Annotated in this window: 27 protein-coding genes; 14 read left to right on the forward strand and 13 right to left on the reverse strand. The window is 66.0% G+C overall.

Translation table 11 applies throughout. The features are described from left to right. Window positions 1-42: 42 nt before the first annotated feature. Window positions 43-900, forward strand: coding sequence for an AraC family transcriptional regulator (locus E4487_RS11240; RefSeq protein WP_218875747.1), 858 nt, complete (start codon window positions 43-45; stop codon window positions 898-900). Here E4487_RS11240 and E4487_RS11245 read toward each other — a convergent pair. Continuing rightward, complete coding sequence (locus E4487_RS11245) at window positions 894-2,228, reverse strand: PLP-dependent aminotransferase family protein (protein WP_175253366.1); 1,335 nt, start codon at window positions 2,226-2,228, stop codon at window positions 894-896. The two genes, E4487_RS11240 and E4487_RS11245, sit on opposite strands and share 7 nt — an antisense overlap. 86 nt (window positions 2,229-2,314) lie before the next feature. On the opposite strand from E4487_RS11245, the gene E4487_RS11250 reads away from it, so the two are divergent. From E4487_RS11250 to E4487_RS11270, 5 genes are all read left to right on the forward strand, one after another. Then, entirely contained in the window at window positions 2,315-2,923 is a 609-nt protein-coding gene (locus tag E4487_RS11250; RefSeq protein WP_175253367.1) for a DJ-1/PfpI family protein, read from the forward strand. An 86-nt stretch (window positions 2,924-3,009) separates the two neighbouring features. Then, a complete protein-coding gene (locus E4487_RS11255; RefSeq protein WP_175253368.1) occupies window positions 3,010-3,540 on the forward strand; it encodes a DUF3087 domain-containing protein in 531 nt (176 codons plus the stop codon). 324 nt (window positions 3,541-3,864) lie between these two features. Then, window positions 3,865-4,212, forward strand: a complete 348-nt coding sequence (locus tag E4487_RS11260; RefSeq protein WP_150608805.1) for a hypothetical protein — start codon at window positions 3,865-3,867, stop codon at window positions 4,210-4,212. 61 nt (window positions 4,213-4,273) lie between these two features. Beyond that, the gene (locus E4487_RS11265) at window positions 4,274-5,017 is read left to right on the forward strand and encodes an SDR family NAD(P)-dependent oxidoreductase (RefSeq protein ID WP_175253369.1); all 744 of its coding nucleotides are present in this window, start codon (window positions 4,274-4,276) and stop codon (window positions 5,015-5,017) included. A 157-nt stretch (window positions 5,018-5,174) separates the two neighbouring features. Further along, on the forward strand, window positions 5,175-6,485 hold the full coding sequence (locus E4487_RS11270; protein WP_175253370.1) for a CitMHS family transporter: 1,311 nt from the start codon (window positions 5,175-5,177) through the stop codon (window positions 6,483-6,485). Window positions 6,486-6,553: 68 nt separating this feature from the next. Here E4487_RS11270 and E4487_RS11275 read toward each other — a convergent pair whose 3' ends face one another. After that, the gene (locus tag E4487_RS11275) at window positions 6,554-7,291 is read right to left on the reverse strand and encodes a GntR family transcriptional regulator (RefSeq protein ID WP_175253371.1); all 738 of its coding nucleotides are present in this window, start codon (window positions 7,289-7,291) and stop codon (window positions 6,554-6,556) included. Between the two features lie 179 nt (window positions 7,292-7,470). Here E4487_RS11275 and E4487_RS11280 point away from each other — a divergent pair, with 179 nt between their 5' ends. Both E4487_RS11280 and E4487_RS11285 read left to right on the forward strand, forming a co-directional pair. Further along, complete coding sequence (locus tag E4487_RS11280; protein ID WP_175253372.1) at window positions 7,471-8,292, forward strand: amidohydrolase; 822 nt, start codon at window positions 7,471-7,473, stop codon at window positions 8,290-8,292. Window positions 8,293-8,324: 32 nt separating this feature from the next. Continuing rightward, the gene (locus E4487_RS11285; protein WP_047585022.1) at window positions 8,325-9,626 is read left to right on the forward strand and encodes an SLC13 family permease; all 1,302 of its coding nucleotides are present in this window, start codon (window positions 8,325-8,327) and stop codon (window positions 9,624-9,626) included. A 72-nt stretch (window positions 9,627-9,698) separates the two neighbouring features. On the opposite strand, the gene E4487_RS11290 is transcribed toward E4487_RS11285, so the two are convergent. From E4487_RS11290 to E4487_RS11300, 3 genes are all read right to left on the reverse strand, one after another. Beyond that, window positions 9,699-10,256: a hypothetical protein gene (locus tag E4487_RS11290; protein WP_150608813.1), complete on the reverse strand. Its 558-nt coding sequence runs from the start codon at window positions 10,254-10,256 to the stop codon at window positions 9,699-9,701. A 63-nt stretch (window positions 10,257-10,319) separates the two neighbouring features. After that, window positions 10,320-11,519, reverse strand: a complete 1,200-nt coding sequence (locus E4487_RS11295; RefSeq protein ID WP_150608815.1) for an MFS transporter — start codon at window positions 11,517-11,519, stop codon at window positions 10,320-10,322. 224 nt (window positions 11,520-11,743) lie between these two features. Continuing rightward, window positions 11,744-12,445: a glutathione S-transferase N-terminal domain-containing protein gene (locus E4487_RS11300; protein ID WP_037048750.1), complete on the reverse strand. Its 702-nt coding sequence runs from the start codon at window positions 12,443-12,445 to the stop codon at window positions 11,744-11,746. 173 nt (window positions 12,446-12,618) lie between these two features. On the opposite strand from E4487_RS11300, the gene E4487_RS11305 reads away from it, so the two are divergent. Then, window positions 12,619-13,056 (forward strand): HIT family protein, encoded by a 438-nt coding sequence (locus tag E4487_RS11305; protein WP_134676266.1) that lies wholly within the window; start codon window positions 12,619-12,621, stop codon window positions 13,054-13,056. A 57-nt stretch (window positions 13,057-13,113) separates the two neighbouring features. On the opposite strand, the gene E4487_RS11310 is transcribed toward E4487_RS11305, so the two are convergent. Next, window positions 13,114-13,380, reverse strand: a complete 267-nt coding sequence (locus E4487_RS11310; RefSeq protein WP_134676265.1) for a DUF2790 domain-containing protein — start codon at window positions 13,378-13,380, stop codon at window positions 13,114-13,116. Window positions 13,381-13,564: 184 nt separating this feature from the next. Between E4487_RS11310 and E4487_RS11315 the strand changes: the two genes are divergently transcribed. Continuing rightward, window positions 13,565-13,990 (forward strand): hypothetical protein, encoded by a 426-nt coding sequence (locus tag E4487_RS11315; RefSeq protein ID WP_037048744.1) that lies wholly within the window; start codon window positions 13,565-13,567, stop codon window positions 13,988-13,990. A 24-nt stretch (window positions 13,991-14,014) separates the two neighbouring features. Here the strand turns inward: E4487_RS11315 and E4487_RS11320 are convergent, their stop codons facing one another. Further along, the gene (locus E4487_RS11320; protein ID WP_175253373.1) at window positions 14,015-14,920 is read right to left on the reverse strand and encodes a LysR family transcriptional regulator; all 906 of its coding nucleotides are present in this window, start codon (window positions 14,918-14,920) and stop codon (window positions 14,015-14,017) included. A gap of 120 nt (window positions 14,921-15,040) precedes the next feature. On the opposite strand from E4487_RS11320, the gene E4487_RS11325 reads away from it, so the two are divergent. Both E4487_RS11325 and E4487_RS11330 read left to right on the forward strand, forming a co-directional pair. Then, window positions 15,041-15,799, forward strand: a complete 759-nt coding sequence (locus E4487_RS11325) for an SDR family NAD(P)-dependent oxidoreductase (RefSeq protein ID WP_134676263.1) — start codon at window positions 15,041-15,043, stop codon at window positions 15,797-15,799. Between the two features lie 81 nt (window positions 15,800-15,880). Then, complete coding sequence (locus tag E4487_RS11330) at window positions 15,881-17,164, forward strand: NAD(P)/FAD-dependent oxidoreductase (protein ID WP_175253374.1); 1,284 nt, start codon at window positions 15,881-15,883, stop codon at window positions 17,162-17,164. Window positions 17,165-17,199: 35 nt separating this feature from the next. On the opposite strand, the gene E4487_RS11335 is transcribed toward E4487_RS11330, so the two are convergent. From E4487_RS11335 to E4487_RS11350, 4 genes are all read right to left on the reverse strand, one after another. Then, window positions 17,200-17,625, reverse strand: coding sequence for a hypothetical protein (locus E4487_RS11335; RefSeq protein ID WP_175253375.1), 426 nt, complete (start codon window positions 17,623-17,625; stop codon window positions 17,200-17,202). A 41-nt stretch (window positions 17,626-17,666) separates the two neighbouring features. Further along, a complete protein-coding gene (locus E4487_RS11340) occupies window positions 17,667-18,071 on the reverse strand; it encodes a hypothetical protein (protein ID WP_175253376.1) in 405 nt (134 codons plus the stop codon). Then, window positions 18,068-19,543 carry a hypothetical protein gene (locus E4487_RS11345; RefSeq protein ID WP_231499294.1) on the reverse strand — a complete coding sequence of 492 codons (1,476 nt, stop codon included), beginning with the start codon at window positions 19,541-19,543 and terminating at the stop codon, window positions 18,068-18,070. Before E4487_RS11345 ends, E4487_RS11340 begins: the two co-directional genes overlap by 4 nt. 148 nt (window positions 19,544-19,691) lie before the next feature. Further along, window positions 19,692-20,444 carry a tetratricopeptide repeat protein gene (locus E4487_RS11350; RefSeq protein WP_175253377.1) on the reverse strand — a complete coding sequence of 251 codons (753 nt, stop codon included), beginning with the start codon at window positions 20,442-20,444 and terminating at the stop codon, window positions 19,692-19,694. 141 nt (window positions 20,445-20,585) lie between these two features. On the opposite strand from E4487_RS11350, the gene pnuC reads away from it, so the two are divergent. Together pnuC and E4487_RS11360 are read left to right on the forward strand one after the other, a co-directional pair. Further along, window positions 20,586-21,158, forward strand: coding sequence for a nicotinamide riboside transporter PnuC (gene pnuC / locus E4487_RS11355; RefSeq protein WP_175253378.1), 573 nt, complete (start codon window positions 20,586-20,588; stop codon window positions 21,156-21,158). 1 nt (window position 21,159) lies between these two features. Then, a complete protein-coding gene (locus tag E4487_RS11360; protein WP_175253379.1) occupies window positions 21,160-22,191 on the forward strand; it encodes an AAA family ATPase in 1,032 nt (343 codons plus the stop codon). Here E4487_RS11360 and E4487_RS11365 read toward each other — a convergent pair. Further along, window positions 22,188-22,967 carry an ABC transporter substrate-binding protein gene (locus tag E4487_RS11365; RefSeq protein ID WP_175253380.1) on the reverse strand — a complete coding sequence of 260 codons (780 nt, stop codon included), beginning with the start codon at window positions 22,965-22,967 and terminating at the stop codon, window positions 22,188-22,190. The two genes, E4487_RS11360 and E4487_RS11365, sit on opposite strands and share 4 nt — an antisense overlap. Window positions 22,968-22,975: 8 nt before the next feature. After that, entirely contained in the window at window positions 22,976-24,586 is a 1,611-nt protein-coding gene (locus E4487_RS11370) for an FMN-binding glutamate synthase family protein (RefSeq protein ID WP_175253381.1), read from the reverse strand. Window positions 24,587-24,782: the final 196 nt, after the last annotated feature.

Below are 24,782 nucleotides of genomic sequence, written 5' to 3' on the forward strand. Positions count from 1 at the left end.
TAGTGGAGCGCTCTGGCTTTTCGGATTCAGATCGTCTATCTTATGCGACAGATCGTCCAGAAATGCGAGGTGCCCGTGGATCGCCTGTCCAGCCTGCTGCATCACTTCAACCTGCATGCCAGTACCTTTCACCGCGGGGGTTTCTGCGGCACCAACAGCTATGGCGCCAACGAGGCGCATGGCCACATCCATCTGCTGCGGGCGGGGCGCCTGAGCTTTCGCGACAGCGACGGCCATGAGCTGCGTCTCGAGGAGCCGAGCCTGATGCTGGTGGCGCGGCCTCGTCTGCATCGGATGAGTGCCAGCGAGGCCGATGGCGCCGAGCTGGTCTGCGCGACCCTGGCCTTCGATGGTGGTTTCGACAACCCGCTGGCGCGGGCGTTGCCCGGCGCCATCGTCAAACCCCTGCGCGAGCTGCCGAGCCTGAACGGTTGCCTGGACTGGCTGTTCGCCGAGGCGGCAGGCGACGACTGCGGGCGCGAGCTGGTGCTCAACCGCCTGTTCGAACTGATGGTGATCCAGCTGCTGCGTCATCTGATGAACAGCCGCGAGCTGGCGTCCGGGATGATGGCGGGGCTGGCCGAGCCGCGCCTGGCACGCGCGCTCAATCAACTGCACGAGCGGCCGCAGCATGGCTGGTCGGTGGCCGAACTGGCGACGCTGGCGGGTATGTCGCGGGCCAGCTTCGCCGCGCACTTCCATCAGGTGGTCGGCGCCACTCCGGCGGATTATCTGGTCGGCTGGCGCGTCAGCCTGGCGCAGAAACGCCTGCGCGAAGGCCGGCCCATGGCATTGATCGCCGACGAGGTCGGTTATGAAAGCCCCTCGGCGCTGGCCCGTGCCTTTCGCCGCAAGGTCGGTCTCAGCCCCAGCGAGTGGCTGCGCCAGGGCGTTCAGTAGGCGAAGTGGTCGATGGCCTGCCTGACCTTGTCCAGAGCCGTCTGCAACTGCTCCAGGGGCAGCGAACCGAGGGCCAGGCGCAGGGCGTGCGGTACCTGCTCCGAGGTGCTGAACGGCTCGGCGCTCGATACCGCGACGCGCTCCTGCAGCAGGCGCGCAACCACCTGATCGGCGCGCACATCCTCCGCTAGCGGCAGCCAGAGAAAGTAGCCTGCCTCATGCCCCACCAGGTGCAAGCCGCCCAGCATGCGTCGAGCCAGCGCCTGGCGGCGTTGGGCGTCTCTACGTTTCTCGCTTTCCAGGCGGGCCAGCGTGCCGTCTTCGATCCAGGCGCAGACCAGTGCACTCATCACGCCGGGCGTGTTCCAGGTGGTCGCACGGATGTTGCGCTCCAGCGCGGCGACCCAGGCTTCGGGCGCGCTCAGGTAGCCCACCCGCAGGCCCGTGGCGATGTTCTTCGAGAAGCCGGACACATGCACCGTGCGTTCGGGCGCCAGCGCGGCCAGTGGCGGTGGTGCCGAGGAGGCCAGGAAGGCGTAGGCGGCGTCCTCGATGATCAGCAGGTCATGCTGCCGGGCAATCTTCACCAGGCGCTCGCGCTGCGCCAGGTCGAGCACCCAGCCCAGCGGGTTGTGCAGGGTCGGCATGCTGTAGATCGCCCGTACCCGACGCTTCTCGCAGAGCCGCGCCAGCGCCTCCAGGTCGGGGCCGCTGGCGCTGCAGGGAATGGCCAGCAGCTCCAGGCCGCGCGCTTCGGCCGCCGTCTTGAAACCGGGGTAGGTGAGGGCGTCCACCGCGACCACGTCGCCCGGCCTGAGCAGCGCCTGCACGGTCGTCGCCAGGCCATGCTGGGCACCACTGACGATCAGCACCTGCCGGGCGCTGACAGGCAGGCCCAGGCTGCTCAGGTGACGGGCCAGCAACGCCCGCTCATGAGGACGGCCGGCATGCGGCTGATAGCGCAGCAGCGCGTCCAGGTCACCGCACAACGCCAGCTGGCGCAAGGCCTGGCGCAGCAGGTCGGCCTGGCCGGGCAGCGTCGGGTAGTTGAAGTTGAGGTCGAGCAGGTCGCTGGCGGTCGCCTGCTGATCGATGCCGTGTCCGGGCGCCAGGGTCGTCTCGCGGACGAAGGTGCCGCGCCCGGTTTCGCCGCTGACCAGGCCCATGGCATGCAGCTCGGCGTAGACCCGCGAGGCGGTGACCAGTGCGATGCCGTGGTCTGCGGCCAGCTCGCGGTGGGTGGGCAGGCGCGTGCCGGGTGCCAGCACACCACGGCGAATGTCGTCGGCCAGGCGATCGACGATCTGTTTGTAGCGTGCCAGCGGCATGGCGGCTGTATCCATGACAATAATTTGATTGTCATGATTCGTGCGCCGAAGCTGGCTGGCAACCCACCTGCACTGACGGAGTCGCCATGCACATCGCCATTCTCACCTTCGACGCGTTCAACGAACTCGACTCGCTGATCGCCTTCGCCATCCTCAAGCGCATTCGTCAGCCGGACTGGCGTGTCAGCATCGCCAGCCCGGATGCGCGGGTGACATCGATGAACGGCCTGGTGATCGACGGCCAGATCGATCTGCAGCAGGCCAGCGCGGCCGACGCGGTGATCGTGGGCAGCGGCATGCGTACCCGCGATGTGGTCGCGGACCCGGCGCTGCTGGCCCAGCTGCGTCTCGATCCGGCGCGGCAACTGCTGGCCGCGCAGTGTTCCGGCGCGCTGATCCTGGCCCGGCTCGGGCTGCTCGACGACGTGCCGGCCTGCACCGACCTGACCAGCAAGCCCTGGGTGCAGGAGGCGGGGATCAGGGTGCTCGACCAGCCGTTCTTCGCCCGGGGGAACGTCGCCACGGCGGGCGGCTGCCTGGCGTCGGTCTATCTTGCGGCCTGGATCGCCGCGCGCCTGGCGGGTGTCGATCAGGCGCGCGAGGCGCTGCACTACATCGCGCCGGTGGGCGAGAAGGAGCAGTACCTGGCCACGGCCATGGCGGCCATCGGGCGCTACCTGCCGAACGCGACCTGAGGCGCCCGCGCTGCCTGCGGGATTCGTGTCGGCCGGGCAAGCTGTCGTACCATCGCGCCTCGCCCCAGTTTCATGAGCCCTCGCGCATGTTCGAAATCACCCCCATCAGTCCCGAGCACTACCGTCAGCAGACTCGCCGCAGTACCGCGCTGGTCGCGCTGATCTTCGTCGCGCTCGCCATGTTGCTGGCCACGCTCAGCGTGCAACTGTTCGGCGAGCCGGGCGCTGCCGACAATTTTCGCTGGAACCTGCTTGGCGTCGCGCTCGGTTTCGTCCTCACGGTGGTGCTGGTGCGCCAGCAGTTCTGGCACCGCGAGTGGATGGCGGCGGCGGTCTATGGCTGGCGGCTCAAGCGCAGCCTGATGCGCATCACCAACGTCATGCATCACGTCAGGGCAGGGGTGGCGCAGGAGGACGAAACCGCGATGAAACTGCTGCGCTTCTACCATCTGGGCGTGACCCAGATGCATCAGCTCGACGGCAACAGCAGCGAGCTGAGCCAGATGGTGCACGAGATCGACGCACATCGGGACGTCATGCAGCAGCGCGGGCTGGAGCTGGAGCAGACGCGACTCGACCCTGCATGGCTGGAGCAGGTGAAAGCCGTCAAGGCGTAGGGTGTGGCGCTGTTTCGACGGCGTTCGCCATGCGTTACCCATGACCTGGCCTTGCCAGTCACCCTGACGGTAGCGGGCGATTTCCAGGCAGTGCTCGCATGCACCACCCGACGACGCCCCGCGCCGGCCTGATCGCCTCCCTCCAGTCTGTGTCATCTCGGCTTCCGCTGGTGGGTCAGGATGACTCTTCTGCTGTCTCAATGACTCTATTCGCTTGTTGTCATTGAGATATCTTTATTCATATCTATTTGTTTTTATTAATAAAAATAAATGGCACGCAATCTGACTGTCTCCAGGCGCAATGCCCATTACAGGAGAACACAGATGAAACACATTGCCTTGCTTGCACTTTCCCTTGGCCTGCTGGCCGTCAGTAGCGCGCAGGCCGCCGAGGTGCTGGCCGAGCGCGCAGACAACTCGGTGGGCGCCGGTTTCGGTGGCTTGTCCGGCCTGATGCTGGGCGCTGCGGCGGGCGGTCCGGTCGGCGCCGTGGTCGGTGGCCTGCTCGGCGGCTGGTCCGGCGCCCAGGTGCAGGACGCCACGGGACACAGCGGGACGGCCTATGTGGTGCGTCACGAGGATGGTCGCGAGCAGTGGGTGCGCTCACCGAACGCACGTTTCGACGTCGGCCAGCAGGTGGACATGCACGGCATCCGTCTGCTGGCGCAGTAGGTCGATTGGCGCTGCGGCGGACTGGCACGGCGCTCACGCTCTTCTTTCTTCGGGGATCTTCATGAATACGAGTTTTCAGGGCCGCCTGGCGGTCGTCACGGGGGCGAGTTCGGGTATCGGGCTGGCGGTGTGTGAGTTGCTGTTGCAACGCGGCGCGCGGGTCATGGCGTTTTCGCGGAGCCTGGGAGGTCTGCCTGCATTGCAGGCGCAGTATCCCGAGCAGCTGCATTGGTACGCGGGCGATGTCACTGACATCGAGGCGCTGCATGGCCTGGCCGAGCGCGCCGGGCGCCTGGGCCCGGTCGACTGCCTGGTACCCAATGCCGGTATTGCCCGCCTGGCGCCCGGTTGCGATATGCAGGCGTTCGAGCAGCAGTGGCAGGTCAACGGTGCCGGCGCGATCAACACCTTCCAGGTGCTCAGGCCTCACCTGGCCAGGCCCGCCTCGGTGGTGTTCATCAGTACCTTCCTGCGCCAGCTCGGCTTTGCCGGGCTGGGCGGCTACATCGCCAGCAAGGCGGCGCTGTCGGCGCTGGTCCGCAGCCTGGCGCTGGAGCACGCCAGCGAAGGGTTGCGGCTCAATCTGGTGTCGCCAGGGCCGACCGCCACGCCGATCTGGGGCAGCCTGGGCCTGGCCGAGGATGCACTGGCCGGGGTGGCCGGCGAGGTTAACCGGCGCCTGGTCGATGGCGAGTTCCTCACGCCACGGGCCATTGCCGAGGTGGTGCTGTTCCAGCTGGGCAACGGCGCCAGCGGCGTGCATGGCCAGGACTGGGTGGTGGACAAGGGCTACACCCTGCAGTGAGCCGGCTTCGGGGCGCCCGCTGTGGCGCCTCGTCAGACGACATATCCACTGACATTTCCTCCTCTTCCGAGACGGCGCTTAAAGGTTGCTGAAAGGTTGCCGCCTTAGCCTCCGCCCGCGCCTTTGTCGTGCCTACAAGAAAAAGAGGAGAAGTGGTTTGTTGACCCTGATTGGCCTGTTGACCATCTGCAGCCTGGTTGTGCTGCTGCTTATCGGGCGCATGTCGCCTGTCCTGCCCCTGATCGTCGTGCCGCTGCTGGGAGCACTGGCTGCCGGCTTCGGCCCGGAGGCCATCTCCGGTTTCTTCACCGATGGCATCGGCCGCGTGACGGCGATCGCCACCATGTTCGTGTTCGCCATCACCTTCTTCGGCGTGCTGCAGGACACCGGTCTGTTCCGCCCGCTGATCGGCGGCATGGTGCGGCTGACGCGTGGCAACGTCATCGCGGTGACCGTGGCCACGGCGGTGATCGGCATGCTGGCGCACCTCGATGGCGCCGGCGCGACGACCTTCCTGCTGACCGTTCCCGCGCTGTTGCCGCTGTACAAGCAGCTGCGCATGAGCCCCTACCTGATGCTGCTGTTGCTGGCGCTGGGCGCCGGTATCTTCAACATGCTGCCCTGGGCCGGGCCGCTGGGACGCGCTTCGGCGGTGACCGGCATCGAAGTCACCGAGCTGTGGCGTCCGTTGATCAGCATCCAGGCCATCGGCGTGGTGCTGCTGATCACCCTGGCCGCGCTGCTGGGCTGGCGCGAGCAGCGCCGTATCGCAGCCGGGCAGTCGGCCGACGAAGGCGTGCTGGTGGAAACCAGCAGTGACCTGCACGAGCCGACAGCCGAGGAGCGCGAGCTGGAGCGGCCCCGCCTGCTGTGGGCCAACTCGGCGCTGTTCCTCGCGGTGCTGGTCGCGCTGTTCTCCGGCGTGCTGCCGGCGGGCTACATCTTCATGATCGGTCTGTGCCTGGCGCTGCTGGTCAACTACCCTGGCGGCAAGGCGCAGATGCAACGCATCGCGGCGCACGCCCCGGCGGCGTTGAGCATGGGCATGATCATCCTGGCGGCGGGCTCGATGCTCGGCATCCTCACCGGCACCGGCATGCTCACCTCCATAGCCCAGGATCTGGCGCAGGTGCTGCCGGCACCGCTGGTGGGGCAGATGCATATCGTGCTCGGCCTGTTCGGCCTGCCGATGGAGCTGATGCTCAGTACCGATGCCTACTACTTCGGGTTGCTGCCGGTGACGCTGGAAGTGGTCGGTGGCCAGGGCGTCGAGCCGGCGAGCGTGGTCTATGCGCTGACCATCGGCAATATCATCGGCACCTTCATCAGCCCGTTCTCGCCGGCGCTGTGGCTGGCGCTGGGCCTGGCCGGACTGGATCTCGGCCGCCACATCCGCTACTCGCTGTGGTGGATGTGGGGCTTCTCGCTGGTGCTGTTCGGCGCGGCCTGGGCACTGGGGCTGTTCTAGCCTCGTCGGATGCGTGCGTCACTCACGCCCGGGCTTGCCCGGGCGTGTTGCATCGGTCAGCCCTGTCCTCAGCTGATGTCCACCTGGTAGCGGAAGTTCTCCGCCGCCGCGCGTGACAGGCGGTATTCCAGTGGCGTGCGGTCGTAGCCGAGCGCGGTTCGCTCGATGGCCACGGCGGGGCTGCCGCAGGCGACGTCCAGCGTCGCGGCAAGCTCGTCGTCGGCGGCGGACACCGTCAGGGTCTCCTGGGCGGAGGCGATGCGCTGGCCGCAGTGCTGTTCGTAGAAGGGGTAGAGCAGTTGCGGGAAGTCGGCCGGCGCGACATTCAGCAGCGCCTCGAAGCGTGAGGCGGGCAGCCAGATGCGCTCGTGGAAGAGCGGGCGCCCGTCGATCAGGCGCAGACGCTGCAGGTGCACGCACTGTTCACCGTCGGCCAGCTTCAGGGCCTGGCTCGCGGCGGCATCGGCGGGGGCCAGTCGGCAGTCGAGAATGCGGCTCTCCGGTACCTGCGGCTGCCCGCTGGCGCTGACCTGGCGGAAGAAGCGAAACAGCGAGCCGTCGAAGTTCGGTCGACGCACGAAGGTACCGCGCCCCTGGGCGCGCAGCAGCAAGCCCTCGGCAACCAGGGTTTCCACGGCCTTGCGCACCGTTCCCACCGCCACGCCGTACTGGCGGGTCAGCTCCGCTTCGGTGGGGATGGCTTCGCCCGGCAGCCATTCGCCTGCGGCGATCTTCGCCAGCATCTCGTCACGCAGCCGCTGATACAGCGGCAGGCGTTCGTCGTGTCCCAGAGCCGTGCTGCTCATAAACCTCAAATCCGAATTTCAACCGGTCGTCACTTTACCACTGGGCCGTGCGTTGACAGCAGTCGATCTGTATCTATACAGTCATCTATTCATATATATGACTGAATGTCTGTATAAAAAGAGCTGCTACCAAGGTCGGCTCGAACAATAATCGACAGAGGTATCGCTTCGTGACGCCCATGCCCAATGCCGTCATCACCGGCATAGACACCCACGCGCACATCTTCCGGCGTGATCTGCCCATGGTTGCCGGTCGCCGCTACAGCCCCGACTACGACGCCACGGTGGAACAGTATCTGGCCCACCTGGATGCCTGCTGCCTGTCTCACGGGGTGCTGATCCAGCCGAGCTTTCTCGGCACCGACAATCACTACATGGTCGCGGCGCTGCAGCGCTTCCCCGAGCGCCTGCGCGGTGTCGCGGTGGTCGATGGGCAGATCAGCGACGGTGAACTGGATGAGCTGGCTGCCGCAGGCGTGGTCGGTATCCGCCTGAACCTGATCGGCAAGCTGCTGGAGGACTACACCGGCCCGGCCTGGAGCGGCCTGTTCCGGCGCCTGGCCCGGCGTGGCTGGCAGGTGGAGATCCAGCGCGGCTTCGCGGACCTGGCGCTGGTGGTACCGGCGATCCTGGAGTCCGGGGTGACCGTGGTGATCGACCATTTCGGCCTGCCCGCCGCGAGCGTGCAGCTGGATGAGCCGCAGCATGCGCCGTTCTTCGACCTGTTCGGCCAGGCGCCGGTCTGGATCAAGCTGTCGGCCGCCTACCGCAGCCAGTCCGATCTGGCCCGTGCGCGGGCCATCGAGGCGCGTCTGCGCGAGGCCTGCGGCGGCGTCGGCCGCTTCCTCTGGGGCAGCGACTGGCCGAATACCCAGTTCGAGGCGCAGACCCGCTACGATGAGCAGTTCGCGCTGCTCGAGGCCCTTCTGCCCGACCCCGAGGAGCGCCGTCGCGTTCTGGTGGACAACCCCGCAACGCTGTTCGGTTTCGCCCACGCGTAACCGCCTGCACCAGAACAACAAGGAGTCAAACCATGATGAGCCTGCTCGTCGTCGCCGCGATCGTTCTCGCTGTCGCGCTGGGTTACACCACCAAGATCAACATCGGCCTGTTCGCCATCGCCTTCGCCTACCTGCTGGGCTGTTTCGGCATGGGCATGAGCCCGGGCGAGATCATCGGCATGTGGCCGCTGAAGATCTTCTTCGTGATCTTCTCGGTCTGCCTGTTCTACAGCTTCGCCACGGTCAACGGCACCCTGGAGAAGCTCGCCGGGCATCTGCTCTATCGCTGCCGCGGCGTACCGCACCTGCTGCCGTATGCCATCTTCCTGACCTCGGGGCTGATCGCGGCCATGGGCGCGGGCTACTACACCGTGCTGGCCTTCATGGCACCGCTGACCTTGCTGCTGTGCCAGCGCACCGGCATGAGCCTGATCCTCGGCGGCATGGCGGTGAACTACGGTGCGCTGGGCGGGGCGAACTTCGTCTCCAGCCAGAGCGGTATCATCTTCCGTGGCCTGATGACCACCGCCGGCATGCCGGAGAGCGAGGCCTTCGTCAACGCACTGGCGATCTTCGCCAGCACGGCGGTGATCCCGCTGCTGGTGATCTCCGTGTTCGTCTTCCTCGGTGGCCATGGCCGCAACCTGAAGAATGCGGTGATCAATGCCGACCTGCCGGACGCCTTCAACCGAGAACAGAAACTGACCCTGCTGCTCACCGTGCTGATGATGGCGCTGGTGCTCGCCGCACCGCTGGCGCTGCTGGCCTTCCCGGACAACGCCACGGTCAGGTTCATCAACAGCAAGGTGGACATCGGCCTGATCGCCAGCGTGTTCTCGGTGATCGCGCTGCTGCTCAAGCTGGGTGACGAGCGCAAGGCCATCGCCTCGCTGCCCTGGGCCACGCTGATCATGATCTGCGGGGTGGGCATGCTGATCAGCGTGGCGATCAAGGCCGGCACCATCGATGCCCTGGCGTCCTGGATCGGCGGCAACATCCCGCCGGTACTGGTGCCGCTGGCCTTCGGCGTGGTGGCCGCGCTGATGTCGATCTTCGCCAGTACCCTCGGTGTGGTGACGCCGGCGCTGTTCCCCATGGTGCTGCCGCTGTCGGCGTCGATGTCGATCGATCCGATGATCATCTTCATCGCCATCGTGGTCGGTGCTCAGGCCACCTCCATCTCGCCGTTCTCCTCCGGCGGCAGCCTGCTGCTGGGCTCCTGCACCGACGAGAAGACGCGGGCCACGCTGTTCTCGCAACTGCTGCTGCGCGCCGCGCCCATCGGTTTCGTCGCTGCGATGCTGTTCAACCTGGCGCTGACCTTCCTGTTCTGACGCCGCCCCAACGGCGCCTGACCTCGCTCAGGCGCCGCGCTCCGCAGGCTCCGCCGCTAGGGCTGGCGCAGCCTAGTTCAGGCGGTAGCGCTTCAGTTCATCCTGGCTCAGCAGGCGCAGCTGGCCGGGGGCGACCTGGTAGATGTCCTCCGCCAGGCGCACATCGATCCCCATGTCACGCAAGTACCGGGCGGGGCTGAGTGGCTGGTTGCCATGGGCGGCCTGCGCCTGCGCCGAGTCACCGGCCGGGAAGGGCGGGCGACGCAGGGCGACGTAACCGTTGATGGTGCGTTTGCGGCCAGCGGCAAGCAGGTAGACGCAACTGCCCTGGCACAGGCCGGATGACGGCACCAGCGCGTCGAAACCGGTTTCCCGCAGCAGGCGACCCATGCGGATGGCCTCCGGTGCGCTGCCGCCAACGCTGTCGAGCAGGACCACCTTGCGCTTGTACTGGCCCGGATTGGCGCGCAAGCCCTTGAGCAGCTTCTCGTAGTCGCCCGGAGCGATCTCTTCGGAAATCTTCGCCGCCAGCATCCCGGCATTGGCTTCGACCTGCACCTGGGCCTGAGCCGTCAGGGCGCTGAGCAGGGCGGTGCCGAACAGGGTGGAACGCAGCAGTGGGGTCATCATCGGGCGGTACGGGATGGTGGGCGGGGGCTAGAAGATACCTGCCGGCTCAGCATCGTGCACCTCTCAGATGTGGCCGTCCTTCTGTTGTACCCGCCACGCCCAGACGAACAGTGCCAGGCCGCCGATGGCGGTGGCGGCGCCGATGTAGCCGGTGATGGTCCAGCCCATGCCGGCGCTGATGGCCAGGCCGCCGAGCCAGGGCCCGAGGGCATTGGCGACGTTGAACGCGGCATGGTTGGAGGCCGCGGCCAGTGTCTGTGCGCCGGTGGCGACATCCATCAGGTGGGTCTGCAGCGCCGGGCCGAGGGCGATCATGGTGCCGAGGGCGAAGATCGCCGGCAGTACCGTCCACAGGCTGTGTGCGGCGAAGGGGAAGACCAGCAGGACCAGGGTGCTCCAGGCCAGGATCCAGGCCACCGCGCGCAGGCGCAGGCGGTCGAACAGCCAGCCGCCGGCGCTGTTGCCGACGATGCAACCGGCACCGAACACCCCCATGGCCAGCGGAATCCAGCCGGGGCCGACGCCCGTCACGTGGAGCAGGGTCGGCGCCATGTAGCTGAACACGCAGAACATGCCGGCGAAGCCGATGGCGCCAATGCCCAGCGCCAGCCAGATCGGCGCGCGGTTGAAGGCGCGCAGTTCGCCCGAGGGGCTGCTGCGCTGCTCGTTCGGGTCGGTCGGCAGGAAGATCGCCAGCATGGCGATGGTGGTGATGGCGATCACCCCGACCAGGGCGAACGCGTAGCGCCAGCTCATGAACTGGCCGAGCCAGGTGGCCAGCGGGTTACCGATCAGAATCGCCACGGTCAGGCCGGCCAGCACCCGGCTCACCGCCTTGGCGCGCTTGTGCGGCGGGGCCATGGACGCGGCCACCAGCATGGCCACGCCGAAGTAGGCACCGTGCGGCAGGCCGGCGATGAAGCGGAAGATCAGCAGCGGCTCGTAGGTCGGTGCCAGGGCGCTGGCGAAGTTGCCCAGGGCGAAGCAGCCCATCAGCAGCAGAAGCAGGATGCGTCGTGGCAGACGAGCACCGAGCAGGGCCAGGACCGGCGCGCCGACCACCACGCCGAGGGCATAGGCGCTGATCACGTGGCCGACCTGCGGCTCGCTGACCCCCAGGTCCTGGGCGACGTTGGGCATCAGGCCCATGATGGCGAACTCGCCCGTACCGATGGCGAAGCCGCCGAGGGCCAGGGCAAGTTGAATGAGAAGGATCGCGCCCGGCGACAGGGCCGTCGCGGCGTCGGAGGAAGGCTTGTGCATGCGGAACCTGGGAGGGGAGGAAGCTGGGCCGGGATTATAATCTCCCAGCGCTCGACTTGGGTATTTGCAACCGCTCTATTTCGGGGCTTGGAGATGAGTGGTCGGGCATTTTTGCGGCTTTCGCCAGCGCGTGGCTCGTGCAGCCCGCACGCGGGCGCTCACGTCGTTGTGCAATCTTCCACGTGCGCGTGCGACGGGAGCCGTGGGGCCGGCTCCCGCAACCCTCAGCCGCGTGCCGGGATGCTCAGGCCACGCTGCACGGCCGGACGCGCGAGGAAGGCATCGAGTACGCGGCGCACGTTGGCAAAACGCTCGAACTGCACCAGTTCGCCTGCCTCGTAGAACCCCACCAGATTGCGAATCCAGGGGAACACGGCGATGTCGGCGATGCTGTACTCGCCGACGATCCAGTCGCGCCCTTGCAGGTGCTGGTCGAGCACGCCGAGCAGGCGCGCCGATTCGGCGACGTAGCGCTCGAGCGGGCGCTTGTCTTCGTACTGGCTGCCAGCGAACTTGTGGAAGAAACCGAGCTGGCCGAACATCGGGCCCAGGCCGCCCATCTGCCACATCAGCCACTGGATCGCCTGGTAGCGGGCAGCGGGGTCCTGCGGCAGCAACTGGCCGGTCTTCTCGGCCAGGTAGAGCATGATCGCCCCGGACTCGAACAGCGGCAGCGGGTGGCCGTTCGGCCCGTCCGGATCGAGGATGGCGGGAATCTTGTTGTTCGGTGACAGCGAGAGGAACTCGGGGCTGAGCTGATCGTTGCTGTCGAAACTGACCAGATGCGGCTCGTAGGGCAGGCCGATCTCCTCCAGCATGATCGAGACCTTGACGCCGTTGGGCGTGGGCAGCGAATAGAGCTGCAAGCGCTCGGGATGCTGGGCGGGCCACTTGCGGGTGATGTGGAATGGGCTGAGATCGGTCATGTGGGTTCCATGTCGGATGGGCCTGAAGAGGGGGGCGATCAGAACACGAGTGGCGACAGCGACTGAAATCGATGCGCCTGCTAGTAGTCATCGACTCGAGCGATCCTGCCCGGTTCCCTGTGTGCGAGCAAGGCGGTATGGTGCGAGCTTTCCTTCACCCGGAGCCCATTGGCATGAGCCTGCACGGTACCTACGACTCGCAGAACATCTTCGCCCAGATCATTCGCGGCGACCTGCCTTGCTACACGCTGTACGAGGACGACGATGTGCTGGCCTTCCTCGACCTGTTCCCGCAGTCCAGAGGCCACAGCCTGGTGATTCCCAAGCGCGCGGCGGCGCGCAACATCCTGGAGATCGACGAGGCCAGCCTGGCCAAGGTCATGGCCGTGGTGAAGAAGCTCGCCCAGGCCATCGTCGACGAGCTGCAGCCGGCGGGCGTGCAGGTGGCGCAGTTCAATGGCGCGCCTGCCGGGCAGACGGTGTTCCATATCCACATGCATGTGATCCCGCGCTTCGACGGTGAAGGGCTGGGCATTCACGCGGCCAGCAAGGCCGATCCGGCCGAACTCGAGGCGTTGCAGGCCCGTCTGGTCAAGCGTCTGCAAGGCTGAAACGGCCGCTGCCCCGGACGAGCGACTCGGCCGGGGCAGCGTGCGTGCAACAGGGGATCAGCCGTTCTGGTTGGTCTGGCCACCCCATTCCAGGAAGCGCACGGCGTGCACGTCGCCCTGGCTGTCACGGTAGACCATGACGCTGGGCACGACACCGCTCTCGCGGCTGTTGTCGGTGCGCTGCAGGACCTGGTCGATGTCCAGTTGCATGCCGTACTGGTATTGCTTCACGTCCACCCGGGCGCTGGACGGGGCCTTTTCGTTGGCGAAGGCGATGGGGGCGAATGCGGCGATGAGGGTGGCGGTGATGGCTGCGATTTTCATGCTGATGGTCTCCGGTCAGTGGCGCCGTCGAGGGTGGCGCTGGGGTCGGGAGCCATGAAAACACCGCGCCTTTCATTGCAGAAATCGATGCTTGTGCTACTGGACATCGTTGCCATCGATACCTTGCCCGCACGCGCGCCAACCCCAATACTCAGGCAGCACTCATTTGCCCATGGAGGGCTTCATGCGTTCGATGCTCATCGCTTTGCCGCTGCTGTTGCTGGCGGGTTGTTCGTCGTTTCGAGGTGACCCGGAAAACATTCGCCCGGTGCCGGAAGATCGTCTGCTGGCCTTTCAGGAGACGCAGGCCAGCGGTGGACAGATCGTGGTCACCCGCGATTTCGGGATGATGGGCGGTGGCTGCTACGTGGCCATCGAGGTCGATCGCCAGGTCGCCGCGCGTATCGGTGTCGGAGAGCGCGCGACCTTCCAGGTGCCGGCAGGTACGCGGGTGGTGGGTATCACCCCGGACCGGATGGACGACACGCTGTGCGGCATGGGCCGCCTGTTGCGCGAAGTGGCGGTGCCGGTGAAGGCCGGGGAAAGCCATGACCTGCGCATCCTCAGCGAAAACCGCGGTGGCTTCGATATCCGCACCGATACGCCCTGACTCGGCAGGCCTGATCCTGGCGGTTCAAGCCGCGTCGAGTTCCTCGGCCAGCAGCTGTTCCAGCCAGTTCATGAAGGCGCGCACCCGCCGTGGCAGATGACGCCCGTGCGGGTGCACTAGGTTCACCGGCATCGGCGCGGCGACCCAGTCATCCAGCAGGCGCAGCAGACGCCCCTCCCGCAGGTGCACGCGCATGCCGACCAGTGGCGCCTGGATGATGCCCAGGCCACCCAGGCAGGCCCCTTCGTAGGCATCGATGTTGTTCACCGTGACCCGGCCCGCCATGGCCAGCGAATGCAGCTTGCCGTCGCGCTGGAACTCGAAGCCGTCCGAGCGTGCGCCAAAGGCTGTCACGTAGTGAATCAGGCTGTGTCCGGCGAGGTCGTCCAGTTGCACGGGCATGCCGTGCGTGGCCAGGTAGGCCGGGCTGGCGCAGTTGACCATGGACAGATGCCCCAGCGGCCGGGCGACCAGGCTGTCGTCCGCGTTGACGCCGACGCGCAGCACGCAATCGAAGCCCTCGCGCAGCGGATCGACCCGCCTGTCGCTGCACCCCAGTTCGATCTCCAGCGCCGGGTGCCGGGCGAGAAACTCATCGAGGCGCGGTGCCACCAGGCGCCGGGCGATCGCCGTGGGCATGTCCACGCGCAGTCGTCCACTCAGGGCATGGGCGTCCTGGCGAAACAGGTTCTCCAGTTCGTCCATCTGCGCCAGCAGCTCGCGGGCGCGTTCGTACAGCATCTGGCCATCCTGCGTCGGGCGTACCCGGCGTGTGGTGCGGTGCAACAGGCGCGCATCGACCAGGCGTTCCAGGTCGCGGACCTGCTCCGATACCGTGGAGCGAGGTAGGCCGAGGCTGTCGGCGGCCTGGGTGAAGCTGCTCAGTTCGGTGACGCGCTGAAAGGTGCGCAACAACTCCAGCTTGTTCATGGTGGCAATCCCGATTGTTCGCTGACGGCGATCAGTATTTCCTATTTTTCTGGATTTATCAGTATTTGTACGAGCAATAACCTGTGATCAACCTTCATCACCTGTCACAGGAGATTCACCATGACGCGCAAGATCGCACTCATCACCGGCGCCAGCCGTGGTCTCGGCCGCAGTGCCGCCAAGCACCTGGCGGCGCAGGGCGTGGACATCATCGGCACCTACCGCAGCCAGGCCGAGGAAGCGCAGCAACTGGTCGGCGAGATCGAGGCGCAGGGCGGGCGGGCCCTGATGCTGCAACTGGATGTCAGTGACAGCAGCAGCTTCGCCGACTTCGCCCAGCGCGTGGCGCAGGGCCTGCACGAGACTTTCGCTGCCGAGCGTTTCGATTTTCTGGTCAACAACGCCGGTATCGGCATCCATGCCGCACTCGCTGAAATCAGCGAAGCGCAGTTCGACGAGTTGCTGAAGGTCCAGCTCAAGGGGCCGTTCTTTCTCACCCAGCGCCTGTTGCCGCTGATGGCCGATGGCGGTCGGATTCTCAACGTATCCTCCGGCCTGGCCCGTTTCACCCTGCCTGGCTACGGCGCCTATGCGGCGATGAAGGGCGGCATCGAAGTGTGGACGCGCTACCTGGCCAAGGAGCTTGGCCCACGCGGCATCAGCGCCAACGTGCTGGCCCCCGGTGCCATCGAGACCGACTTCGGTCACGGCGCGGTGCGCGACAACTCCGAGCTCAATGCCTTCGTCGCCGGCAATACCGCACTGGGCCGGGCCGGCCTGCCCGATGACATCGGCGCCGCCGTCGCCGCGCTGCTCGGCGATGGCGGCCGCTGGATCAACGGCCAGCGCATCGAGGCATCGGGCGGCATGTTCCTCTGAACCATCTCGCTTGCGTGGCAGTTCCCGCCAGCAGGCGCTCGCGGCGGTTAGAATCTCCCGGCCAGAACAGGGAGAACAGCCTTGAAGGGACTACCGATCGCAATCGTGGGGGCCGGCACCGCCGGCCTCGCCACGGCCATTTTTCTCGCCCGCCAGGGCTTCGCCGTGCGCCTGCTGGAGCGGGTCGAGCACCTGCAGCCGGTGGGCGCCGGCATCCTGCTGCAGCCTTCCGGCATGGCGGTGCTGCAGCGGCTCGGGCTGCTGGCCGAGTGCACCGCATTGGGCGCGCCTGTCAGCCGTCTGTACGGCACCAGTTGCAAGGGGCGGGTGATACTCGATACCCGCTATGACGACTGGCAGCCAGGCAGCTTCGGCCTTGGCATTCACCGTGGCGTATTGATGACGGCCCTGCTCAAGGCCGCGCAGCGTGCCGGCGTGCAGATGGAAACCGGCGTGAGCGTCAGCCGCTTCGAGCAGGCGGCCGGGCATGTTCGACTCGTGCGGCAGGATGAGCAGGGCGCCGAGCAGCCCCTGGGCGATTGCGCTGCACTGATCCTCGCCGATGGCACGCGTTCGAGCCTGCGCGCGCAGATGCAGGTGCGCCAATGGGCGCGCCCTTATCCCTGGGGTGCGCTGTGGAGCATGCTGCCGACTGCTGCGTCCGGCGAGTCCGGGGAGTTGCGCCAGTGGTACCGCGGTTGCCGCGAGATGTTCGGCCTGATGCCGACGGGGGCGACGCACCAGGCGCCTGGCCGCGCCCTGACCAGCCTGTTCTGGAGCCTGCCGCTGAGCGAGCACCAGGGATGGCTTCAGCACGGCCTGGAGGCCTGGAAACGCCGCGTATGCAGCCTGGCCGGCGAGGCCGCGCACGGCTATCTGCAGCAGATCGACGATCCCGCGCAACTGACGCTGGCCGCCTACGCGGACGTGCGCATGCAGCGCTGGCACGACGCTCGCGTGCTCGCCATCGGCGATTGTGCGCATGCCATGAGTCCGCAGCTGGGGCAGGGCGCGAACATGGCGCTGGTCGATGCCGCCGCCCTGGCCGATGCCCTGGGTGACGCTGCCGATGCGGCCCAGGAGACGCTCGACTGGAACGCGCTGTTCGCTGGCTACGGCGATGCCCGTCGCGATCACCTGCGGTATTACCGTCAGGCCAGCCGCCTGCTGACGCCGCTGTTCCAGTCCAACAGCGGTACCTTGGCCGTGCTGCGCGATATCGCCCTGATGCTGGCGCGGCACAATCGCTTCGGTCGCCAGCACGCGGTCAGCACCCTGGTGGGCGCACGCAATGGCTGGCTGTGGCAGGGGACGCAACAACGGGCGCTGCATGCCTGGAAGGGCGAGCGGGAGGCGTGGGAGTAGCCAGCAGCGCGGCGCCAGAGAAGCGCTTGCGCTGATCAGCTATCGGGGTAGGTTTCCTGGAACCAGTCGATGGCGTCTTTTATGCGGTGGGCTTTTTCAGCGTCCAGATGCCGGATGGTTTCTTTCAGTATCTTCGCCGCTTCGAGAACTTCAGGGTGCTCCGCTGCGATGCCGGAGTCTACGGTCGTGCATTCGATCATCGCGCTCAGGGTGGCGCTGTTCAAATGCTCCGGCGGGTGCCTGATCAGTTCGATCCCTTTGTGAAGGTTCATTGAATACAGGGTCTCGAAAGCCGAAGCCTGGAGATGCTCGTCGCCCTTGTCATGGTGAACGATATCCAGTGCCATCTGCTCGGCGAGCTGTTTGTTCAGCCGCCCCAACTGACTCAGGGCCTCTGCGGCTTCGTCATAGTCACTGAGTTCGAGAACCGTCATCGACAGTGCGTTTTCGAGGGATGTCATGAGCCAGTCACGGGTGGTCCGGGCAGCAGGGTGAGCGTCTTTCAGACAGTGAGCAGAATCTTCCGGGCATACGGTTTCACCGCGATCCCATCTTCGACGTCGATGGTGTCGACTGCATACAGTTGCTTGTCCATCGTCGCCAGGCACCAGGTGTAGCCATCAGGCAGAGCCAGGTGTTCAGGTTCCAGCAGGACCTCAGTGGACAGGGCATTGGCCAGCTGGATGGCCAGTTGCACGTCGTCAAGCCTCAGCTCATCCGACGCCCAGGAGAGCCCCAGGCTCTGCTGGAACTCGGCCTCGTGGTCAGCGTATTGAAGGAAGATGGCCGCATGCTCCCTGGGATAGTCGAGCGACTCGACCCCATCGGGGATCCCTTGGTTGAGTAGTGTGATTATTTGCTGCTCGGGAACTGCGTTTCTAATGAATAAGTCAATCGACTTGCTCATTTGATACCTCGTGTTTGCATGATGTCGAGTAGTTGTGACGTGCGCGCCTTTTGTTCAGCGGTGAATATCCCTTTCTGAGTCATGATATCCAGCGTTTTTCTGGCGTTCTCCAAGCCTTTCTTCTTGGCGCTTATCAAGACGTTGTATTCGGCCGAGGTGATATTTACAGTGCCTGGCCCGCTAACTGGATGTATTGAGTTTTCATGCAGGCCGTACACCCGGCCTGAGGACGTATGAAAGAACTCTCCCTGGCGGATGGATTCACCGTTCATGTGAATCTCTCGTAAATCCTTCGCTACTTCCTCCGGCGAAACTGTATACATGGTATTTCCAGTTTTCTTGGGGATTGTCACCCTGTGAGGAAAGTGCCTCTCACTCAGCGTTAGATGTGCCCAGCTCCGTACGGTTGGTGCAGCGAGTGCTTCAGGTCGAATGGCTTCCGGGCGTTTCACCTCAACCGTTCGCGCCCCGGTCCCTGTCCCCCTCGTTTTGCCCCCGCGTCTGATTCTTGCGCGCTTCAACGCGGCGCTCAGGCGCTTCAGGGCATTGCCCAGGCGGGTCAGCTTGTCCACATAGCTTACCGACGCCGCGCCGCGTGCAGCCAGGCCGACGCCGGCGGTGAAGACGATCAGCAGGGCGGAGAGGACGATTTCGAACAGCACGCCACCACTGAACTCGGCCACTTCCTCGGCGTTCTGCGCCTGTGCATAGTCCACGGCGAAGCGGCCCAGCATGGCTTTGCTGGGATCGTCCTCGTAGATGAAGCAGGCCAGCTCGTAGGCTTCGGCCAGCTGTTCGCGGGTGATGCTGCTGGGGTCGAAGCCCAGGGCTTCGACCAGCTCACGGTGCTGCTCCGCACTGAACTGGCGGTTGTAGGCGGCCAGCCAGGATTCTCCCTCGCTGGCGCGTGCCTGCCAGGCACTGCGCAGGGTGTTGCTGAAGATGGTGAACGGGTTGACCAGGTCGGAGTATTCCTTGACGGTTTTCAGCAGTCCCCAGGCGCCAAGGAAGAATCCCTTTCCTGCTGCGAGTCGTCGATGCAGGTAGTTGGATACCGCGCTGCGCTGATCCTGAATGGCTTGCAGGCGAGCGGCTTCGGCGCGCTCCGCCGCGAGGATCTCGTCGAGCACGGCCTGCAGCTCGGCGCGAGCGCTGCTGATATCGCTGTCGACGTCGCTATCGGCCAGCAACTGGGCTTCGTATTCGCCGGCAGGGAGGCTCTGGACCAGCCCGCCTCTGGCATCCAGGCTGCCTCTTACGGCGCCGCCGCTGCTGGGCGTGAGGCTATAGGGCAGGTTGGCGCCGATGCATTCGCCGTTGTCCCAGACGAAACGCAGCCCGACCAGGCAGCGGTTGGCTTGGGCGGCAGCGCCTTCGAGCTGCCTTGCAGGCTGGCGGTCGAAGTCGCCGTTGTAGGGCTCCGGTGCCGGAGCCGGACGTTCGTTGCGATTATTGGGGACGTAGCCGCTCATCCTGTGGCATCCATGCTGCGGCCGGCATCTGCCGGCAGGTTCCTTCGTCAACGGCAGATGCTAACCAATGACCCATGCGCAAAGTCTTGCGCAACGGCGCGCGACGTCCGTTTTTTGTGAACGATGCACGCAAATAATGGCGAGCCGTTCAGTCGCGTTGCAGCTCGAGCAGTGCCTTGCGGCTGAGCTCCAGCCACTCCTGGTGCAGGGTCCGGTAGTGGCGGGCGGAACGGCGCGCGTGGGTCTGGATCTGCTCCAGCAGTTCGACGGCTTCGCGCTCGCGGCCGACCCGGCGCAGCAGCAGGGCGTAGCGATAGTTCGCCTCGGGGCTGGTGCAGTAGCTGCCGAGCACCCGGTATTCCTCTTCGGCCTTGAGGTCGTTGCCCTGGGCCTCCAGGGCGCGGGCATACAGCATGTGGCCGTCGGCCGAGCGGAAGTCGGGGTTCTGCGCGATCAGCTGGTCGAGACTGGCCTGGCAGCCGGCGAAATCGCCCAGGGCGAAGCGGGCCCTGGCCAGGCCGAGGAGGATGTCCGGGGCGTCGCTGTGAATGCCGCGCAAGGCTTGCTGATAGTGCTGGGCGGCCTCTTGCGCCTGCCCCATGCGCAGCAGTTCGTCGGCCAGGTTCACGCGGGTGTCGCGGGTGTCGCGAATCTCCAGTTCATCGCGCAGGGCCCGCAGGTGGCGCTGCGGATCGATGCTGTCGTGCAGTTTGCCGAGCGCGCGGCGGCCACGGCGGCTGCCGAGCAGCTCCGGCAGCATGATGCCGAGAAAGTAGATCAGGCAGCCGATGCCGGGCAGGGCGATGATCAGGTACAGCCAGTAGCGATCCTGGCCGCTGCGTACCACGTGGAGGCCGCAGGTGACTTGGCAGGCGATGATCAGCAGGGCGAGCAGGGGCATGGTGCGGTCCAGTCCTTTGGAGTGCGGAGGAGCGGCTATCAGAGCATGGATCGCCATGGTTGTCAGGTGATCCATGCACGGCTGTGGGGTACGTCACGTGATAGGCTGCGCGGCTGATTCGCTGCCGTTGAGGATGCGTGCATGCCGTCGTCGCTGGAGATCTTCGCCAACCTGTTCTACCTGCTCTCGGTGTTGCTGGCTGCACGCAATTCGGTGCATACCTGGGCCGTGGGGTTGGTCGGCTGCGTGCTGTTCGGCTGGCTGTTCTTCAGCGTGCAGCTGTACGCGGACGTCACCCTGCAGCTGTTCTTCATCGCCACCAGCCTGCTGGGCTGGTGGAGCTGGCTGTACGGGCGCAGCGGGACGGCGCTGCCCATCGTTCGCTCATCCTGGAAAGAATTGTGCCTGGCGCTGTCGCTCGCGGTGGTCGTCGCCCTGGCCTATGGCGCGCTGCTGCATCACTTCACCGATGCCTACGCGCCCTTCATCGACTCGCTGGTGCTGACCTTCAGCGTGTTGGCGCAGCTGCTGCTGATGCGCCGCAAGCTGGAGACCTGGTACGGCTGGCTGCTGGTGAACACCCTGGCGGTGCCGCTGTTCGTCTCGCGTGAGCTGTACCTGACGGCCTTCATCTACGTGCTGTTCTGGTTCAACGCCTGGTACGGCCTGTACTGCTGGCGCCGTGAACTGGCGGCCGAGGCGCAGGCGGCCTGACATGCGCCAGCGATTCGCCTGTGGCCTAGTGGTGGGCAAGTTCGCGCCGCTGCACCTGGGCCACGAGTGGCTGATCCGCCAGGCGCAGATGCAGTGCCAGCACCTGGTGCTGCTCAGCTGGTCGAACCCGGAGTTGCCCGGCTGCGCGCCGCAGCGGCGCGCGCGCTGGTTGCAGGCGCGCTTTCCGCACCTGCGCAGCTGGGTGATGACAGCCGACTGGGTCGACGAGCAGCGTGCCCGAGGCGTGGCGCTGGCGGAGCTTCCCCATGAATCGGCACCCGCTGCGGCGCAGCGCCAGTTCGTCGCCGATTTCTGCCTGGCCGTGCTCGGCCGGCCGGTGGATGCGGTGTTCACCAGCGAAGCCTATGGCGATGGTTTCGCTGCGCATCTGGCCAGGTGCTTCGGGCGGCCGGTGCAGCATGTCGAGATCGACCGTGCACGTGTCACGGTGCCGGTGTCCGGTACGCGTCTGCGCGCCGATGTCCATGGTTTGCGCGAGTACCTGGCGCCACAGGTCTACGCGGACTTCGTCGAGCGCATCGCCTTGCTCGGCGGCGAGTCCACCGGCAAGAGCAGCCTCGGCCTGGCGCTGGCCGAGGCGCTGGGTACGCGCCATGCCGCCGAGTACGGTCGGGAGTTGTGGGAGCAGCAGGGCGGTGTGCTGGGCTACGACGACCTGCTGCGGATCGGCCGCACCCAGGTCGCGCGGGAGCGGGAACTGGCCGGGCACTGTCAGCGCTACCTGGTCTGCGACACCACGCCACTGACCACGCTGTTCTATTGCCGTGAGCTGTTCGGGCGCGCCGAGGCCGAGCTGGAGCAGCTTGCCCGGCGGCATTATCACCACGTGTTCCTGTGCGCCGATGACTTCCCCTTCGTGCAGGACGGCACGCGCCAGGACGAGACGTTCCGGCGACGCCAGAACCAGTGGTACGAACAGGCGCTGCAGCAGCGCGGCTTGGCGTTCACGCGTCTTGCCGGCAGCCTGGCGCAGCGCGTCGAGCAGGTGCTGCAGGTGCTGGCCGACGCCTAGCGGTAGCGGGCGAGGATGGCGTCGAACTCGCCGTCCTGCTTCATCTGCACCAGGGCGCGCAGGAGTGCTTGCGTCGGTACGTCCGGCTCGTCACGAACGATGCAGGAGACCAGGTCGCTGCTGATTTCGCCGAGCACGTGCAACTGCTCGGCTTTGCTCCGATGGCGGTTGAACCAGGCCAGGGACAGGCTGTTGCTGAGCGCATAGCGGTAGCGACCGGCCTCGAGTTTCTCCAGCGCCAGGGCCTGGGTGCGGGCGTCCTCACGGTGAATCCGGGCACTGTCGAACAGCGCCTGCAGGCTGGGGTAGCTGAAACCCAGGACCGTCCCCAGGCGCTGGCCGCTAAGCTTCTCCAGCGCGAAGTCGGGCTCGGCGCTGCGTCCCACGATCAGGTCGTGCTGGACCATGAAGGGCAGACTCCAGATGTACTGGTGGTGTGACTCCTGGAGCCAGGACGGGTTGACGTAGCAGCGTACGTCGATTTCGCCTCGAACCAGCGTGCGTTGCACACGCAGGCGTGGCATCACCAGCAGCTCGGCGGTGCGGCCAACCTTCTGTGCCAGGCGCATCTGCAGGTCATAGAGAATGCCGGTGGTCGCCTGGCCGTCGACGATCTGCATCATCGGCATGGCCCAGCTCTCGGTGACGGCGAACCGCAGCGGGCGCTGCTCCTGCGCGAAGGCGGCAACGCCGACCGCCAGCAGCAGGGCGCCGAGCAGGCGCAGGGGCGTCAGTGCCGGGCGGCGTTGGTGTCGGTGCAGTGGCTGCTCGGGCATGCTGTCGCTCAGGCCAGCGCGGGTTCGAAGCTGTCCGCCCGCGCCATGTTCCACATGCGTTCGTAGAACTCGCCGCTGATCTTGCCACTGACCAGCTCGCCCGCTGCGAGGAAGACGTGCTGCTGGGCGAACAGCTTGATCTCGGTGGCGGACATGCGCTGCACCAGATGCTTGGCATCGATCTGTGCGGGGTGGTCGAGGCCGGCGGCGGCGAGCATCTCGGCCAGCGCCTTGAGCGTGTTGCGGTGGAAGTTGTGCACACGCTGGGCCTTGTCCTCGACCACCAGGGCGCGCTGGCGCAGCGGGTCCTGGGTGGCGACGCCGGTCGGGCACTTGTTGGTGTGGCAGGACTGCGACTGGATGCAGCCGATGGCGAACATGAAGCCGCGCGCCGAGTTGGCCCAGTCGGCGCCGATGGCCAGCACGCGGGCGATGTCGAAGGCGCTGACGATCTTGCCGCTGGCGCCGAGCTTGATCTTGTCGCGTAGGTTGCTGCCGACCAGGGTGTTGTGCACGAACAGCAGGCCTTCGCGCAGTGGCACGCCGAGGTGGTCGGTGAACTCCAGCGGCGCGGCACCGGTGCCGCCCTCCTTGCCGTCGACGACGATGAAGTCCGGCAGGATGCCGGTCTCCAGCATGGCCTTGACGATACCCATGAACTCCCAGGGGTGACCCAGGCAGAACTTGAAGCCCACCGGCTTGCCGCCCGACAGCTCGCGCAGCTGGGCAATGAACTGCAGCAGCTCGGTCGGCGTGGAGAATGCGCTGTGGCGCGACGGGGACACGCAATCCTCGCCCATCGGGATGCCGCGCGTGCTGGCGATTTCCGCGGTGATCTTGTGCTTGGGCAGGATGCCGCCATGGCCAGGCTTGGCGCCCTGACTGAGCTTGATCTCGATCATCTTCACCTGCGGGGTGCAGGCCTGGGCAGCGAAGCGTTCGGCATCGAAGCGGCCGTCCGAGGTGCGGCAGCCGAAATAGCCGCTGCCCAGCTCCCACACCAGATCACCGCCATGCTCGCGATGATAGGGGCTGATGCTGCCTTCGCCGGTGTCGTGGTAGAAGTCGCCGAGCTTCGCACCTTCGTTGAGGGCACGAATGGCATTGGCGCTCAGCGAGCCGAAGCTCATCGCCGAGATGTTGAACAGGGAGGCCGAGTAAGGCTGGCGGCATTGCGGCCCGCCGATCTCCACGCGGAAGCTGCAGGGGTCGGTCAGCGGCGCCGGGCGCATGGAGTGGCTGATGAACTCGAAGCCGCTCTGGTAGACGTCGCTGAGGGTGCCGAAGGGCTTGTCGGCGCCTTCGTTCTTCGCCCGGGAGTAGACCAGCGAGCGTTGCGAGCGCGAGAAGGGCAGCTGTTCGGCGTCGCCTTCGAGCAGGTACTGGCGAATTTCCGGGCGGATGCCCTCGACCAGGTAGCGGATATTGCCGAGGATCGGATAGTTGCGGCGCACCGCATGGCGCTTCTGCAGCAGGTCGCCGATGCCGATCAGGCTGAGTAAGGCGCCAAGCAGGGTGAAGGGCCACAGCCACTCGTGATCGAGGAAGGGCAGGCTGCCCAGGGTAAACAGCACGCAGAAGGCGAAGAAAGCGTAGCGGCTGAGCAAGGACAGGTTCATGCGGTCTCCCGTGACGTGGAACAAAACCAGACTTTAGACCAAATGGCTATATATGGTCATGTTTTGTCCGTATAGACACTCTCAAGGGCTGAGGACGAATGGCCACGCCCTGTGGCACACTCAGTGGCCCGGAGCCAACCATCGCCAGAGCTTGGCCCTTATCCCCCGTTTTTTTGGTCTGCGCAATCGTCGCAGT

Origin of the sequence: Pseudomonas sp. BMW13 (assembly GCF_013357275.1) — a bacterium.
Lineage (GTDB): Bacteria > Pseudomonadota > Gammaproteobacteria > Pseudomonadales > Pseudomonadaceae > Aquipseudomonas > Aquipseudomonas khazarica.

Coding starts and splice junctions, on each gene's coding strand:
- E4487_RS11240 (WP_218875747.1), top strand. CDS start 43: ATGCGACAGATCGTCCAGAAATGCGAGGTGCCCGTGGATCGCCTGTCC.
- E4487_RS11245 (WP_175253366.1), bottom strand. CDS start 2,228: ATGCCGCTGGCACGCTACAAACAGATCGTCGATCGCCTGGCCGACGAC.
- E4487_RS11250 (WP_175253367.1), top strand. CDS start 2,315: ATGCACATCGCCATTCTCACCTTCGACGCGTTCAACGAACTCGACTCG.
- E4487_RS11255 (WP_175253368.1), top strand. CDS start 3,010: ATGTTCGAAATCACCCCCATCAGTCCCGAGCACTACCGTCAGCAGACT.
- E4487_RS11260 (WP_150608805.1), top strand. CDS start 3,865: ATGAAACACATTGCCTTGCTTGCACTTTCCCTTGGCCTGCTGGCCGTC.
- E4487_RS11265 (WP_175253369.1), top strand. CDS start 4,274: ATGAATACGAGTTTTCAGGGCCGCCTGGCGGTCGTCACGGGGGCGAGT.
- E4487_RS11275 (WP_175253371.1), bottom strand. CDS start 7,291: ATGAGCAGCACGGCTCTGGGACACGACGAACGCCTGCCGCTGTATCAG.
- E4487_RS11280 (WP_175253372.1), top strand. CDS start 7,471: ATGCCCAATGCCGTCATCACCGGCATAGACACCCACGCGCACATCTTC.
- E4487_RS11285 (WP_047585022.1), top strand. CDS start 8,325: ATGATGAGCCTGCTCGTCGTCGCCGCGATCGTTCTCGCTGTCGCGCTG.
- E4487_RS11290 (WP_150608813.1), bottom strand. CDS start 10,256: ATGATGACCCCACTGCTGCGTTCCACCCTGTTCGGCACCGCCCTGCTC.
- E4487_RS11295 (WP_150608815.1), bottom strand. CDS start 11,519: ATGCACAAGCCTTCCTCCGACGCCGCGACGGCCCTGTCGCCGGGCGCG.
- E4487_RS11300 (WP_037048750.1), bottom strand. CDS start 12,445: ATGACCGATCTCAGCCCATTCCACATCACCCGCAAGTGGCCCGCCCAG.
- E4487_RS11305 (WP_134676266.1), top strand. CDS start 12,619: ATGAGCCTGCACGGTACCTACGACTCGCAGAACATCTTCGCCCAGATC.
- E4487_RS11310 (WP_134676265.1), bottom strand. CDS start 13,380: ATGAAAATCGCAGCCATCACCGCCACCCTCATCGCCGCATTCGCCCCC.
- E4487_RS11315 (WP_037048744.1), top strand. CDS start 13,565: ATGCGTTCGATGCTCATCGCTTTGCCGCTGCTGTTGCTGGCGGGTTGT.
- E4487_RS11320 (WP_175253373.1), bottom strand. CDS start 14,920: ATGAACAAGCTGGAGTTGTTGCGCACCTTTCAGCGCGTCACCGAACTG.
- E4487_RS11325 (WP_134676263.1), top strand. CDS start 15,041: ATGACGCGCAAGATCGCACTCATCACCGGCGCCAGCCGTGGTCTCGGC.
- E4487_RS11335 (WP_175253375.1), bottom strand. CDS start 17,625: ATGACATCCCTCGAAAACGCACTGTCGATGACGGTTCTCGAACTCAGT.
- E4487_RS11340 (WP_175253376.1), bottom strand. CDS start 18,071: ATGAGCAAGTCGATTGACTTATTCATTAGAAACGCAGTTCCCGAGCAG.
- E4487_RS11345 (WP_231499294.1), bottom strand. CDS start 19,543: ATGAGCGGCTACGTCCCCAATAATCGCAACGAACGTCCGGCTCCGGCA.
- E4487_RS11350 (WP_175253377.1), bottom strand. CDS start 20,444: ATGCCCCTGCTCGCCCTGCTGATCATCGCCTGCCAAGTCACCTGCGGC.
- pnuC (WP_175253378.1), top strand. CDS start 20,586: ATGCCGTCGTCGCTGGAGATCTTCGCCAACCTGTTCTACCTGCTCTCG.
- E4487_RS11360 (WP_175253379.1), top strand. CDS start 21,160: ATGCGCCAGCGATTCGCCTGTGGCCTAGTGGTGGGCAAGTTCGCGCCG.
- E4487_RS11365 (WP_175253380.1), bottom strand. CDS start 22,967: ATGCCCGAGCAGCCACTGCACCGACACCAACGCCGCCCGGCACTGACG.
- E4487_RS11370 (WP_175253381.1), bottom strand. CDS start 24,586: ATGAACCTGTCCTTGCTCAGCCGCTACGCTTTCTTCGCCTTCTGCGTG.